This window comes from Ralstonia sp. Ralssp110 (assembly GCF_047325135.1).
GTDB lineage: Bacteria > Pseudomonadota > Gammaproteobacteria > Burkholderiales > Burkholderiaceae > Ralstonia > Ralstonia mojiangensis.
Map to the genome: position 1 here is coordinate 1708747 of NZ_CP168610.1, position 12945 is coordinate 1721691.

10 protein-coding genes and 2 tRNA genes are annotated in these 12945 nt (G+C 62.4%); 8 read left to right on the forward strand and 4 right to left on the reverse strand.

From position 1 onward, the window contains the following. Window positions 1-52 precede the first annotated feature (52 nt). The 6 genes from clpX (at window position 53) to ACEN9T_RS16925 (ending at window position 6705) form a co-directional block, all read left to right on the forward strand. Window positions 53-1327, forward strand: coding sequence for an ATP-dependent Clp protease ATP-binding subunit ClpX (clpX, locus tag ACEN9T_RS16900; protein ID WP_009238059.1), 1275 nt, complete (start codon window positions 53-55; stop codon window positions 1325-1327). 170 nt (window positions 1328-1497) lie between these two features. Then, entirely contained in the window at window positions 1498-3912 is a 2415-nt protein-coding gene (gene lon, locus ACEN9T_RS16905; protein ID WP_413708363.1) for an endopeptidase La, read from the forward strand. 157 nt (window positions 3913-4069) lie between these two features. Continuing rightward, window positions 4070-4342: an HU family DNA-binding protein gene (locus tag ACEN9T_RS16910; protein ID WP_009238061.1), complete on the forward strand. Its 273-nt coding sequence runs from the start codon at window positions 4070-4072 to the stop codon at window positions 4340-4342. 67 nt (window positions 4343-4409) lie between these two features. Next, window positions 4410-4485: transfer RNA gene (locus ACEN9T_RS16915), tRNA-Val, on the forward strand. Window positions 4486-4529: 44 nt separating this feature from the next. Continuing rightward, window positions 4530-4606, forward strand: a tRNA-Asp gene (locus ACEN9T_RS16920). Window positions 4607-4764: 158 nt separating this feature from the next. Next, window positions 4765-6705, forward strand: a complete 1941-nt coding sequence (locus ACEN9T_RS16925; RefSeq protein ID WP_092970250.1) for a SurA N-terminal domain-containing protein — start codon at window positions 4765-4767, stop codon at window positions 6703-6705. Window positions 6706-6789: 84 nt separating this feature from the next. Here the strand turns inward: ACEN9T_RS16925 and lepB are convergent, their stop codons facing one another. Further along, window positions 6790-7482 carry a signal peptidase I gene (lepB, locus tag ACEN9T_RS16930; RefSeq protein ID WP_413708364.1) on the reverse strand — a complete coding sequence of 231 codons (693 nt, stop codon included), beginning with the start codon at window positions 7480-7482 and terminating at the stop codon, window positions 6790-6792. An 82-nt stretch (window positions 7483-7564) separates the two neighbouring features. Further along, the gene (locus ACEN9T_RS16935; protein ID WP_413708464.1) at window positions 7565-8173 is read right to left on the reverse strand and encodes an arylesterase; all 609 of its coding nucleotides are present in this window, start codon (window positions 8171-8173) and stop codon (window positions 7565-7567) included. A gap of 73 nt (window positions 8174-8246) precedes the next feature. Between ACEN9T_RS16935 and ACEN9T_RS16940 the strand changes: the two genes are divergently transcribed. Then, window positions 8247-8957, forward strand: coding sequence for an ABC transporter ATP-binding protein (locus tag ACEN9T_RS16940; RefSeq protein WP_413708365.1), 711 nt, complete (start codon window positions 8247-8249; stop codon window positions 8955-8957). Between the two features lie 9 nt (window positions 8958-8966). Here the strand turns inward: ACEN9T_RS16940 and pgi are convergent, their stop codons facing one another. Both pgi and ACEN9T_RS16950 read right to left on the reverse strand, forming a co-directional pair. Beyond that, a complete protein-coding gene (pgi, locus tag ACEN9T_RS16945; protein ID WP_413708366.1) occupies window positions 8967-10586 on the reverse strand; it encodes a glucose-6-phosphate isomerase in 1620 nt (539 codons plus the stop codon). Window positions 10587-10657: 71 nt separating this feature from the next. Beyond that, window positions 10658-12253: an NAD(P)H-hydrate dehydratase gene (locus ACEN9T_RS16950; protein WP_413708367.1), complete on the reverse strand. Its 1596-nt coding sequence runs from the start codon at window positions 12251-12253 to the stop codon at window positions 10658-10660. Between the two features lie 85 nt (window positions 12254-12338). On the opposite strand from ACEN9T_RS16950, the gene ACEN9T_RS16955 reads away from it, so the two are divergent. Continuing rightward, on the forward strand, window positions 12339-12908 hold the full coding sequence (locus ACEN9T_RS16955) for a winged helix DNA-binding protein (protein WP_009238068.1): 570 nt from the start codon (window positions 12339-12341) through the stop codon (window positions 12906-12908). Window positions 12909-12945: the final 37 nt, after the last annotated feature.

Below are 12945 nucleotides of genomic sequence, written 5' to 3' on the forward strand. Positions count from 1 at the left end.
CGTCGCCAGATAATTTGGCGTATGATGCTGCCAAGAACTACTGGTAATCGTTATGGCGGACAAGAAAGGCTCGACTGGCGAAAAGCTGCTGTACTGCTCGTTTTGCGGCAAGAGCCAGCATGAGGTCAAGAAACTGATTGCCGGCCCCTCGGTCTTCATCTGCGATGAATGTATCGACCTGTGCAACGAGATCATCCGGGACGAAGCTGCCATCTCCGAAAAGGAGGGTGGTCTGGCGGTCAAGTCCGATCTGCCCACACCGCATGAAATTCGCCAGAGCCTGGACCAATATGTGATCGGTCAGGAGCAGGCCAAGAAGATCCTGGCGGTCGCGGTTTACAACCATTACAAGCGTTTGAAGCACCTCGGCAAGAAGGACGATGTCGAGCTGTCCAAGAGCAACATCCTGCTTATCGGGCCGACTGGCTCCGGCAAGACCTTGCTCGCTCAGACGCTGGCGCGTCTCTTGAACGTGCCGTTCGTCATCGCCGACGCCACTACGCTGACCGAAGCTGGTTATGTAGGCGAGGATGTCGAAAACATCATCCAGAAGCTGCTGCAGAACTGCAATTACGAGGTGGACAAGGCCCAGCGCGGCATCGTCTACATTGACGAGATCGACAAGATTTCGCGCAAGTCTGACAACCCTTCCATCACCCGGGACGTTTCTGGGGAAGGCGTCCAGCAAGCTTTGCTGAAGCTGGTCGAAGGAACGATGGCGTCGGTGCCTCCGCAAGGTGGTCGCAAGCATCCGAACCAGGACTTTCTGCAGGTGGATACGACCAACATCCTGTTCATCTGCGGCGGCGCTTTCGATGGTCTGGAAAAGATCATCATGCAGCGCTCTGACAAGACCGGTATTGGTTTTGGTGCAGAGGTGCAGAGCAAGGAAGAGCGCGATGTCAGCGAAGTGCTGCCGCAAGTCGAGCCGGAAGACCTCATCAAGTTCGGTCTGATTCCCGAATTGATAGGCCGTCTGCCCGTGGTGGCGACGCTGGCCAAGCTCGACGAGGCTGCCTTGATGGAAATCCTGGTCGAGCCCAAGAATGCAATCGTCAAGCAGTACCAGAAGCTGCTGGCAATGGAAGGGGTGGAGTTGGAAATTCGTCCGAGCGCGCTGACGGCAATCGCCCGCAAGGCGATCAAGCGCAAGACGGGGGCGCGCGGTCTGCGTTCCATCGTCGAGCACGCTTTGATGGATGTGATGTATGACCTCCCCAACCACAAGGGTGTGCAAAAGGTGGTGATCGATGAAAGTACGATCTCCGACGAAGGCAAGCCCTTGCTGATTTACGAAGAGCAACCCAAGGTTGCAGGTTCCAACTGAAGCGAATGCCCGGCCGGGATGCGCCGTATGCGTCCCATGCAGGAAGCCGTTCGCTTGCGAGCGGCTTTTTTTGCTTCGGGAAACCGGGTCGGCATGCGACTTGCAGCAGCGGTCTTGTAAAACCGTCGCTGTGCCCAATTTAGCCCTTACATGACTTTCTGGGGAAAATAATGTCCGGAACCCAACTTTTACCCGCTGAGCAGATTCGCCTGCCGCTGTTGCCGCTGCGTGACGTGGTGGTGTTTCCGCACATGGTGATTCCGCTGTTCGTGGGGCGCCCCAAATCCATCAAGGCGCTGGAAGCTGCGATGGAGGCGGGCAAGAGCATCATGCTCGTGGCGCAAAAGACCGCCGCCAAGGACGAGCCGACCGACAAGGATCTGTATGAGGTCGGCTGTATCGCCAACATTCTGCAGATGCTGAAGCTGCCGGACGGCACCGTGAAGGTGCTGGTTGAGGGCACGCAGCGCGCCAACATCCTGTCCGTTACCGACGACGAATCGCACTTCTTCTGCGAAGCTGTGCCCGTCGGCCCGGAACCTACTGAATCGGCCGAGACCGAGGCGCTGCGTCGCGCCATCGTGTCGCAGTTCGATCAGTACGTGAAGCTGAACAAGAAGATCCCGCCTGAGATCCTGACGTCGCTGTCGGGCATCGATGAGCCGGGTCGCCTGGCCGACACCATCGCTGCGCATCTGCCGATCAAGCTCGAGCAGAAGCAGAAGATTCTCGAGATGTTCAACGTGACCGAACGTCTGGAGAGCCTGCTCTCGCAACTGGAAGGTGAGATCGACATCCTGCAGGTGGAAAAGCGCATCCGCGGGCGCGTCAAGCGCCAGATGGAGAAGAGTCAGCGCGAGTACTACCTGAACGAGCAGGTCAAGGCCATCCAGAAGGAACTGGGCGAAGGCGAAGAGGGCGCTGATCTCGAAGAGCTGGACAAGAAGATCAAGGCCGCCCGTATGCCGAAGGAGGCCAAGAAGAAGGCCGAGTCCGAGTTCAAGAAGCTCAAGCTGATGTCGCCGATGTCGGCCGAGGCAACGGTCGTGCGCAACTACATCGATACGTTGGTCGGTTTGCCGTGGCGCAAGAAGAGCAAGGTTAACAACGACCTGTCGAACGCTGAGCAGGTGCTGGATCAAGACCATTATGGCCTGGAGAAGGTCAAGGAACGCATCCTTGAGTACCTCGCAGTGCAACAGCGCGTCGACAAGCTGAAGGCGCCGATCCTGTGCCTCGTGGGGCCGCCGGGTGTTGGCAAGACCTCGCTCGGGCAGTCGGTGGCGCGTGCAACGAACCGCAAGTTCGTGCGCATGGCGCTGGGTGGCGTGCGTGACGAGGCCGAGATTCGCGGTCACCGCCGTACGTACATCGGGTCGATGCCGGGCAAGATCCTGCAGAGCCTGACGAAGGTTGGCGTGCGCAACCCGCTGTTCCTGCTCGACGAAATCGACAAGATGGGCGCGGATTTCCGCGGCGATCCATCGTCTGCCCTGCTCGAAGTGCTGGACCCGGAACAGAACCACACGTTCCAGGACCACTACATCGAGGTGGACTTCGACTTGTCGGATGTGATGTTCGTGGCGACGTCGAACTCGCTGAACATTCCGGCGCCGCTGCTGGACCGGATGGAAGTGATTCGCCTGTCGGGCTATACGGAAGACGAAAAGGTCAACATCGCCCGTCGCTACTTGCTGCCCAAGCAGATCAAGAACAATGGTCTGAAGGAAGGCGAGATCGAGGTGACCGAAGCCGCTCTGCGCGACATTATCCGCTACTACACGCGGGAAGCGGGTGTGCGGTCGCTGGAGCGCGAGGTTTCGAAGATCTGCCGCAAGGTTGTGAAGCAACTGCTGCTGAAGAAGGAAACCGGTACGTCTGTGAAGGTCGATTCGGACAACCTGGACAAATTCCTTGGCGTGCGTCGCTTCGACTTTGGTCTGGCCGGCAAGGAAGATCAGGTCGGCCAGGTGACCGGTTTGGCATGGACGGAAGTGGGCGGCGATCTGCTGACCATCGAAGCCGCGCTGATGCCGGGCAAGGGCAACATCACCCGCACCGGCTCGTTGGGCGACGTGATGAAGGAGTCGGTCGAGGCTGCGCGCTCGGTGGTGCGTTCGCGTTCGGCGCGCCTGGGTATCAAGGACGAGATGTTCGAGAAGCGCGACATCCACATCCACGTGCCCGAGGGCGCGACGCCCAAGGACGGCCCGTCGGCAGGTATTGCGATGACGACGGCGCTGGTGTCGGTGCTGACCGGTATTCCGGTGCGCGCTGATGTGGCAATGACCGGCGAAATCACGCTGCGCGGCGAGGTGTTGCCGATCGGCGGCTTGAAGGAAAAGCTGCTGGCTGCACACCGCGGCGGCATCAAGCTGGCGCTGATTCCGGAAGAGAACGTCAAGGACTTGGCGGACATTCCGGACAACGTGAAGAACAGCATCGAGATTCAGCCGGTGCGCTGGATCGACAAGGTGCTGGAACTCGCGCTGGTGCGCAAGCCGGAGCCGCTGCCGGAAGAAGAAGCCAAGCCGGCACCCGCCAAGGGCGACGACGGCAAGTCGCAGGAAATGGTGCATCACTGACACCTTAGCCTGTCAAAGTTGAGGAAGGGCCCGACATGTTCGGGCCCTTTTTCTTTGCGCAGGCTGCGACGTGTGGCGCACCGTTCTTCGCCTTGACACGTCGATTGGCGGCCACTTTAATGAATCCACACTAGCGGGTGTTCGGGGAGGTGGCGCGATGAACAAAACAGATCTCATCGACCATGTGGCGGCGCAAACTGACATGTCAAAAGCCGCAGCGGGGCGCGCCATCGACGCGCTGATCGACGGTATCAAGGATGCGTTGTGCGACGGTGGGTCGGTCACGCTGGTCGGCTTCGGTACGTTCTTGGTCGGCAAGCGGTCTTCGCGTAATGGACGCAATCCACGTACGGGCGCGGCCATCACGATCGAAGGCGGTAAAGTTGCGAAATTCAAACCTGGTAAAGCGCTAAAAGATGCGCTAAACTAGCGGGCTTTGGCGCTCGTGGGTGACAACACGGGCGCCGGACAGTCCGGCTCACGCCGGCAGTACGAACGGGTGCTTAGCTCAGTTGGTAGAGCAGCGCCCTTACAAGGCGCGGGTCGGGAGTTCGAGCCTCTCAGCACCCACCATCGTTCGTATTGCCGCTCTTGCGTCGGGTGGTCCGACCCAATTTGGAGCGGTAGTTCAGTCGGTTAGAATACCGGCCTGTCACGCCGGGGGTCGCGGGTTCGAGTCCCGTCCGCTCCGCCAAAATCCTGTACAAAGGCCCGATTCGTTCGGGCCTTTGTCTTTTCAGCGGTGAATGCGTTGCGGGGCATACCTGTACGCGGTGCCGCGATTGTCCGGAATGTCGGCGGCACCTGATAGAATCGCCGGATTTTCCATCTTCCATTCACCTCCGGTCCAGCATGCTTGATTTCGTACGTACGCATCGGCGCTTGATGTTTCTGGTGCTGCTGATTCTGGTGTTCCCGTCGTTCGTGTTCTTCGGTGTGCAGAGTTATTCGAGTTTCATGGACAGCTCGCATGACGCCGCCAAGGTCGACGGCAAGGTCATCTCCACCAACGAAGTCGACGCGCGCGTGCGCGAGCAGACAGAGCGTCTGCGCCAGATGCTTGGCGCGCAATATGATCCGCGCCAGTTCGAAGGTCCGCAGATGCGCCGCGATGTGCTCGACGGCATCATCCAGCAACGCGTGCTGGCCAATGAGGTCGTGCATGCGAACCTGACCATCTCGAACGAGAAGATTCGCGACACGATCCTGCAGATTCCGGCCGTGGCAGCGCTGCGCAAGCCGGATGGCTCCTTCGACCAGGAAGCCTACGTGCGACTGCTTGCAGCGCAGAACATGACGCCCGAGCAGTTGGAAGGCAACCTGCGTTTTGAGCTGTCGCAGCAACAGATTCCGCAATCGATCGTTTCGTCGGCGTTCGTGCCGAAGTCGCTGGTGGACCGCCTTATCCAGGTACGCGATCAGCAACGTGAAGTTCAGGCGCTGCTGTTCAAGCCGGCCGACTACGCTGCGAAAGTCAATGCGGATGACAAGACCATCCAGGCTTACTACGACGCGCACCAGCAGGAGTTCTCTGTGCCGGAGCAAGTCAAGGCCGAGTATGTCGTGTTCTCGGGCGAAGACATGATGAAGCAGATTCCGGTCACGCCTGAGCAGATCAAGGAGTATTACGACCAGAACGCCGCGCGCTTCAAGACGCAGGAAGAACGCCGCGCTGCGCACATCCTGATCAAGCTGCCGGACAACGCCAAGCCCGCCGACAAGGAAGCCGCCAAGAAGAAGGCCGAAGAGGTCCTTGCCGAGGTGCGCAAGAACCCCGCGAGCTTTGCCGAGCTGGCCAAGAAGTACTCGGGCGATCCGGGTTCGGCGGCGCAGGGCGGTGAGTTGGGCTTCCTGGGCAAGGGCGCTACCGTGCCGCCGTTCGAGAGCGCGCTGTTTGCGCTCAAGCAGCCGGGCGACATCAGTGACGTGGTCCAAAGCGATTTCGGTTTCCACATCATCAAGCTGGAAGAAGTGAAGGGCGGTGGCGTGCAGCCGTTGGAGGCGGTCAAGCCGGAGCTTGAGCGCGAACTGCGCACGCAACTCGCCAACAAGAAGTATTCGGAACTGGCCGACGCGTTCTCCAACACCGTGGAAGATCAGTCCGACAGCCTGAAGCCAGTGGCTGACAAACTCAAGCTGCAAATTCAGACGGCCGACAACGTGACCCGCACGCCGAGCCCGGCGCAGTCCGGCAGCCCGATCGGCAATGACAAGGTGCTCAAGGCGCTGTTTGCAGACGACGTGATCAAGAACCACCGCAATACGGCTGCCATCCAGGTGGGACCGACCACGCTGGTTGCGGCGCGTGCGGCGGAGTATCGTCCGGCCACGGTCAAGAAGCTGGCCGACGTGCGGGAGCAGGTCAAAGCCAAGGTGATCGCCGAGCAAGCGGCTGCGTTGGCCAAGAAGGCCGGCGAAGAGAAGCTGGCCGCAGTGAAGCAGAGCAACAGCGCCGATGGCTTCAGCGCAGCACAGACGGTCTCGCGCCAGCAGGCACAGGGCACGTCGCCCGCTGCACTGACGGCAATCTTGCGCGCTGATGCGACCAAGCTGCCCGCCACCATCGGCGTTGACCTGGGTGCTCAGGGCTACGCGCTGTATCGCATCAACAAGGTGCTGCCGCCGGCCAATGTGGATGAGGCGCGCCGTGTCGCCGATGCGCAGCAACTGGCTCAGGCCGCTGGCCAGACCGAGTTCAACGCTTACTACGAAGCACTGAAGGCGCGCTCGAAGGTGAAGATCAACAGTAGCGTGATTGACACCAGCAAACCTGCCAATACGGCAGAGGACTGATACGGCGCGCCGCAGGTAGTCTGACGAAAAAGCCCCCTCGTTGTAGAGGGGGCTTTTTCTTTGCGTTCTTTTTTGAGGGGGCGGCTAGTCCAGTGACTTGCCGACGCGTGTGAGGCGCGGCATATACAAGTGGTCCGGATCGAACGACAGTGCCACGTGGGAAGCGCGGGCGATCAGGTTCTTGCGCGGTACGAGGCCGAAGTAGCGGGAGTCGCGGCTGTTGTCGCGGTTGTCGCCCAGCATGAGGTAGTGGTCTTGAGGGACGGTGATGGGGCCGAAGCTGCGCAATGCTTGCACTTCCGGCAGGACCATCACGGTGTGCTCGCGGCCGGGCAGCGCTTCGGACCAGAGTTCGTGTGGCAGCGTCGCCGTTGCTTGCGGCAACGTGCCGGGTGCGACGTCTGGCAACGGCGCATAGGCAATGCGCTCGCGATTGATGTAGAGCGCTTCGTCGCGCATTTCAACCACGTCGCCGGGCAGCCCGATGAGTCGCTTGACCAGCTTCGTGCCGTCTTCGGGCGAGGCGAAGACAACGACATCACCACGTCGCGGGTCGCTGCCGCGCTTGAGCCAGACGGTCGTGGCCGGCACGCGCACCCCGTAGGCCAACCGGTTCATCAAAATGTAGTCGCCCTCGATGAGGGTGGGGTTCATTGATCCGCTGGGCACGACTGACCAGTCGGCAATGCAGGCGCGGAAGGCAAAGAGCAACGACATGCCGACCAGGAACCGCTTGTTGTCGCGCGCTGCACGCAGCCCGTTTGCCAGAAGCTTCATGGTGTCCGCCTGTGTGAGATGTGGCCGCGCCCGACTTAAGAATCCGATGCGCCTAGTGGCGCAAGACGGCGCGGCAGAATTGTCATCTTCCGACCCGGGCTTTGAGAAGAGGTTCCAGTTTGGGCCACACGTTATCGAGCATCGTCGGCTGCGCCGCGGCAATCGGGTGGATGTGGTCTTCCTGGAACCAGTCTGGCCGCTGTGCAACGCCTTCGAGCAGGAATGGCACCAGCGGCAGCTTGTACTGCTGCGCCAGCTTGCCGAACATGGCGAAGAAGCGCTCGCTGTAATCCGGGCCGTAGTTGGGCGGGATGCGCATGCCCACCAGCAGCACCTTCGCGCCTGCCGCTTGCGAGGCTTCGATCATTGCCTTGATGTTGCCTTCGCTGGAGGCGAGGGAGAGGCCGCGCAGCGCATCGTTGCCGCCCAGTTCGAGAATCACGACAGAGGGCTTTTCACGCGCCAGCACGGCGGGCAGGCGTGAGCGGCCGCCGGCAGTGGTGTCGCCGCTGATGCTTGCATTGGCGACGCTATAATCGGGCTTCCGTTCTTTGAGGCGCTTGTCGAGCAACGCGACCCAGCCCGTGCCTTGCGCAAGGCCGTATCCTGCCGACAGGCTGTCACCCAGCACCACCACGCGATGCGATGCCAGCGTGCCTTGTGCTGCAGCCGTCGGCGCCAGTGGCAGCATGCCGAACGCTGCGCAGCCAAGCGCTGCTACAAGTGACTTCACGCTGCGCCTTCTACTACCTACCAGTCCAATCATGTCGTCTTCCGCTACCTGGGTGATTGAAGTCGATTCGCTGCACAAGACTGTGCGCGATGCCACCGGTGAGTTGCCTATTCTGAGCGATGTTGCCTTCCGTGTGGAACGGGGCGAGACACTGGCCATTGTGGGCGCTTCCGGCTCGGGCAAATCGACGCTGCTTGGGTTGCTCGCAGGCCTGGACTTGCCGACGTCGGGTTCGGTCAAGCTGCTGGGCAACGACCTGTTCAAGCTGGATGAGGATGGCCGCGCGGCCGTGCGCGGCAGTCACGTAGGTTTTGTCTTCCAATCGTTCCAGCTGCTGCCCCATCTGACGGCGCTTGAGAACGTGATGCTGCCATTGGAGTTGCGGGGCGATGTCAGCAGCGCCGAGATGCGCCGTCGCGCCACGGTTCTGCTGGAGCGCGTCGGCCTGGGTGCACGGCTCTCGCACTATCCGAAGACGCTGTCCGGTGGCGAGCAGCAGCGTGTGGCCCTGGCACGCGCGTTCGTGACCGAGCCCGACATTCTCTTTGCCGACGAGCCGACCGGCAGCCTCGATACCGCCACGGGCGAGGCCGTTATCGCGTTGATGTTTGAACTCAACCGCAGTGCCGGCTCCACGCTGGTGCTGGTGACGCACGATCGCTCCGTTGCGGCGCGTTGCAGCCGCATTCTCACCATCGAAGCTGGGCATCTCGTCGGCGACGAGACCGTCACCGAACTCTGAACGTTTGCGTCAGAGCGCGGCTTTGGCGCGGCGGATCAACGTCGCCGTCGACGCATCATGCGCCACCGAGGCGGGCGCGCCTTCCAGTTCCGCCTGGATCGGCTTGGCGAGTTTCTTGCCAAGCTCTACGCCCCACTGATCGAACGAGTTGATGTTCCACACCGCGCCCTGCACGAACGTGCGGTGCTCGGCGCAGGCAATGAGCGCACCGAGTGAGGCAGCGTCGAGCCGCTCCATCAGGATGGTCGTGCTTGGGCGATTGCCTTCGAACACCATATGAGGCACCAACGCTTCGTCGGTGATGCCGCCCGCGCGGACCTCCTCGGCGGTGCGGCCGAGCAGGAGCGCCTCGCCCTGCGCGAAGCAATTGGCGAGCAGTTTGACGTGGTGACCGGGCAGGCTGCGCACGGGCTCCAGCGTGGTGATGAAATCCACCGGCACGATCTGCGAGCCTTGGTGAATCAGCTGGAAGTACGCATGTTGTCCGTTGGTGCCGGCCGTGCCCCAGACGATGGGGCCGGTGTCGGTGTCGATGGCCGCGCCGGTACGCTGGACGGATTTGCCGTTGCTCTCCATCTCCAACTGCTGCATGAAGTCGGTCAGCAGTTCCAGCGGCGCGCAGTAGGGCACAGTGCATGCGCTCGCCGCATCGAAGAAGCCGCGATACCAGACCGACAGCATCCCGAGAATGAGCGGCAGGTTTTCACGCGGTGCGGCCGTGGCGAAGTGGCGGTCCATCGCGCGTGCGCCGTCGAGCATCGCTTCAAATTGCTGCGGCCCGATCGCCAGCGCGATCGACAGGCCCACTGCCGACCACAGCGAGAACCGCCCGCCAACCCAATCCCAGAACGTGAACATGTTGTCCGGGTCGATGCCGAACTGGACGACCGCCTCGCGGTTGGTAGAGACGGCGACAAAGTGGTGCTTGAGCTGGTCTTCCGCCACGCCATGCTCGACAAACCAGCGGCGCATGCTGTGCGCGTTGGCCATCGTCTCGAGCGTGGTGAACGTCTTCGAGCAGACGATGGCGAGCGTGGTGTCCGGGTTCAGGTGGTCGAGTGTTTCGGCCAGGTCCGTGCCGTCGACGTTGGAGACAAAATGCACGCGCACCTGCGGCACGGCAAGGTGGTCGAGCGCGCGGCACACCATGCGCGGGCCGAGGTCCGAACCACCAATGCCGATGTTGACGATGTCCGTGATTCGCTGGCCGGAATGGCCCGTCCATGTGCCGCTATGCACGCGGTTTGCGAAGTCACGCATCTGGGCCCGAACGCGCAGCACTTCGGGCATGACGGGCTCGCCGTCGGAGCGATAGTCGTCTTCCGCTTGTCCGCGCAGGGCCACGTGGAGAACGGATCGGTGCTCGGTGTTGTTGATGCGGTCGCCGCGCAGCATGGCGTCGCGCAGCGTGAGCACGCCGGCCTCGTCTGCCAGGTGCAGCAGCAGGGCGAGCGTGTCGGAGGTGATGCGGTTTTTTGAGTAGTCGACCGTCAGGCCAGCCGCTTCCAGCGTGAAGGCGCGTACCCGTTCCTCGGCGTCCGGCGCAGCAAACCAGTCGCGCATATGTGTCGCACGAATCGATTCAGCATGTTGCGTCAGGGACTGCCAGGCGGGTAGGGCTGTGGGCATACGGCGTGATGTGACGTGAGGTTGGTGCGGGAAAGCGAATGCGCAGTATAACGGCGCTGTATGACGCCTTTCTATCGGCGAACGTCCGACGCCAGCAGAGCGTTGAGCGCACGTCGGGCCGGCGCGCATAGCTCGCTTGCGTGCAGGCCGATGGGGCCGACGCCCGCTTGGACGAGATCGTCAGCGGCGCGACCGTGCAGCCACACGGCCGCGAGTGCGGCTTCGCGCGCACCCATGCCTTGCGCAAGCAATGCGCCGATCATGCCGGTCAACACATCGCCTGTACCACCCGTGGCGAGTCCGCCGTTGCCGGTTGGATTGACGGCTGGCGGGATGCCTGGTGCCGCGATAACCGTGCCGGAACCCTTGAGCACGACCACCGCGCTCGTCCGATTGACGAGCGCCTTGGCGGCGGCCAGCCGATCGTGCTGCACGGCGTGCGCATCGGTATGCAACAGGCGCGCGGCTTCCAGCGGATGCGGTGTCAGTACCAGCGGGACACCGCTTCCGGCCAGTCGTGTGAGGCGCGCGAGCAGGGCCGGCGTTTTCGCAAACAGGTTGAGTGCATCGGCATCGAACACGGCCGGCGTGCGCGCGGAGAGCATGCGGTCCAGGAGATGTTCGAGCGCAGCTTCTGACTCTTTGCCGATGCCCATGCCGGGGCCCACGGCGAGCGCCTGCATGTCGCCCAGATCGAGGGCGCCCCAGGTGTGCAGCATCAATTCAGGTTGCGCGGGGTCGACACGCGGTGCATCGGCGGCAAGCGAGACCACGTGCACCTTGCCCGCGCCTAGATAGAGCGCTCCGCGCGCCGACAGCAGCGGCGCTCCGACCATACCGGCCGCCCCTCCCACGATTGCCGCGCTGCCGTATGTTCCTTTGTGGCCGTTATGCCGGCGGCGCGGCACGTGCGCGAGCCAGCGTGACGGTGTGTTGACGAACGCGTCCGCTTCGATCACTCCGTCATAAGCGGTCTGTGCGGCTTGCAGGTCGGCCAGAGCAATGTCGCCGGAGGCGTCGCGGCCATCCCCCGTCAGCAAGCCCGGCTTGACGGCGAGAAAGGTGATGGTGGCGCGCGCCTGGATAACGGGCGAATTTGAGGCAGGCGGCTGCCCCGTATCGCCATTCAACCCCGAGGGAATGTCCAGTGCGTACACCGGCAGGCCGCTGGCGTTGATGGTATCGACCAGCGCCGCATGCAATCCCGTCAGCGGCCGGGCGAGTCCAATACCAAAGAGGCCATCGACGATGGCGGCGGTGGCCGCCGGTACCGAAGCCGTCGCGTGCAGACGTTCGATGGGGACATTAGCGGCACAAGCCTCCGTCCAGGCTCGGCGCGCATCGTCGGGCAGCTTGGCGGGGTCTGCGGCAAGCCACACCGTGACGGCACGCCCCGCCAGATGCAGCACCGTCGCCGCCACGAGCGCATCGCCGCCGTTGTTGCCTGGGCCGGCAACCAGCAGCACGTGCCCATGTGGCGCGCGCGTCTGTAGCCAATCGGCGGCAGCTTCGCCCGCGCGCGCCATCAGGGTGAAGGGTTCGAGAGTTCGATGCGCACCCGTTTCCAATGCGCGGATGCCGGCCGTGCCGAAGAGCAGGTCGGCGCCGGTGTGTGCGGCGAGGGCACCGTTGATCAGGATTTCGCGCCAGGAAGGGTGTGAGGACATGGCAACTACGTTTTCCATTGTGCAGACATGACGATCTATTCTCTTACAATAGCCCGCGTTTCCGGTCCTTTCCCAGCCCGTTGCAATGTCCAAATCGCCGACCACCCCGAAAGCTGATCTGCCGCAATCCGCAGCCAATGAGGACGCGGGAAAGGGCGGCCCGATCGTGTCTTCGTCGCATCTGGTGTCGGCGCGCAGCCCGGAACTGTCGGAGTTCGAGTTTGCGCTCAACACCGCCTACAACGCCTACAACCGCTGGTGCGTACGCTGCATGGCTGCCGCCGGCGTGCGCGACCTGACCTTCCTCGATGTGCTGGTGGTGCACCACGTCAACCACCGTGGCCGCGCCAAGCGTCTGGCGGACATCTGCTTCGTGCTCAACGTGGAAGACACCCACCTTGTGACGTATTCCCTCAAGAAGCTGCAGGGGATGGAGCTGGTGGAAGGCACGCGCAACGGCAAGGAAGTCACCTACACCACCACCGAAGCCGGAGAAAAGGCCTGCGCCCGCTACCGCGAGATCCGCGAGCAGTGCCTGACCAGCAATATTTCGCCCAGCGGCGAGGAAAATGCCGAGATTGGCGAGCTGGCGCGCCTGCTGCGCGTGCTGACAGGCCTGTACGAGCAGGCAGCACGGTCCGCCACGTCGCTGTAAAACGGGCGTTTGCGGTCGGTTGCAGCCGAGGCAGCGC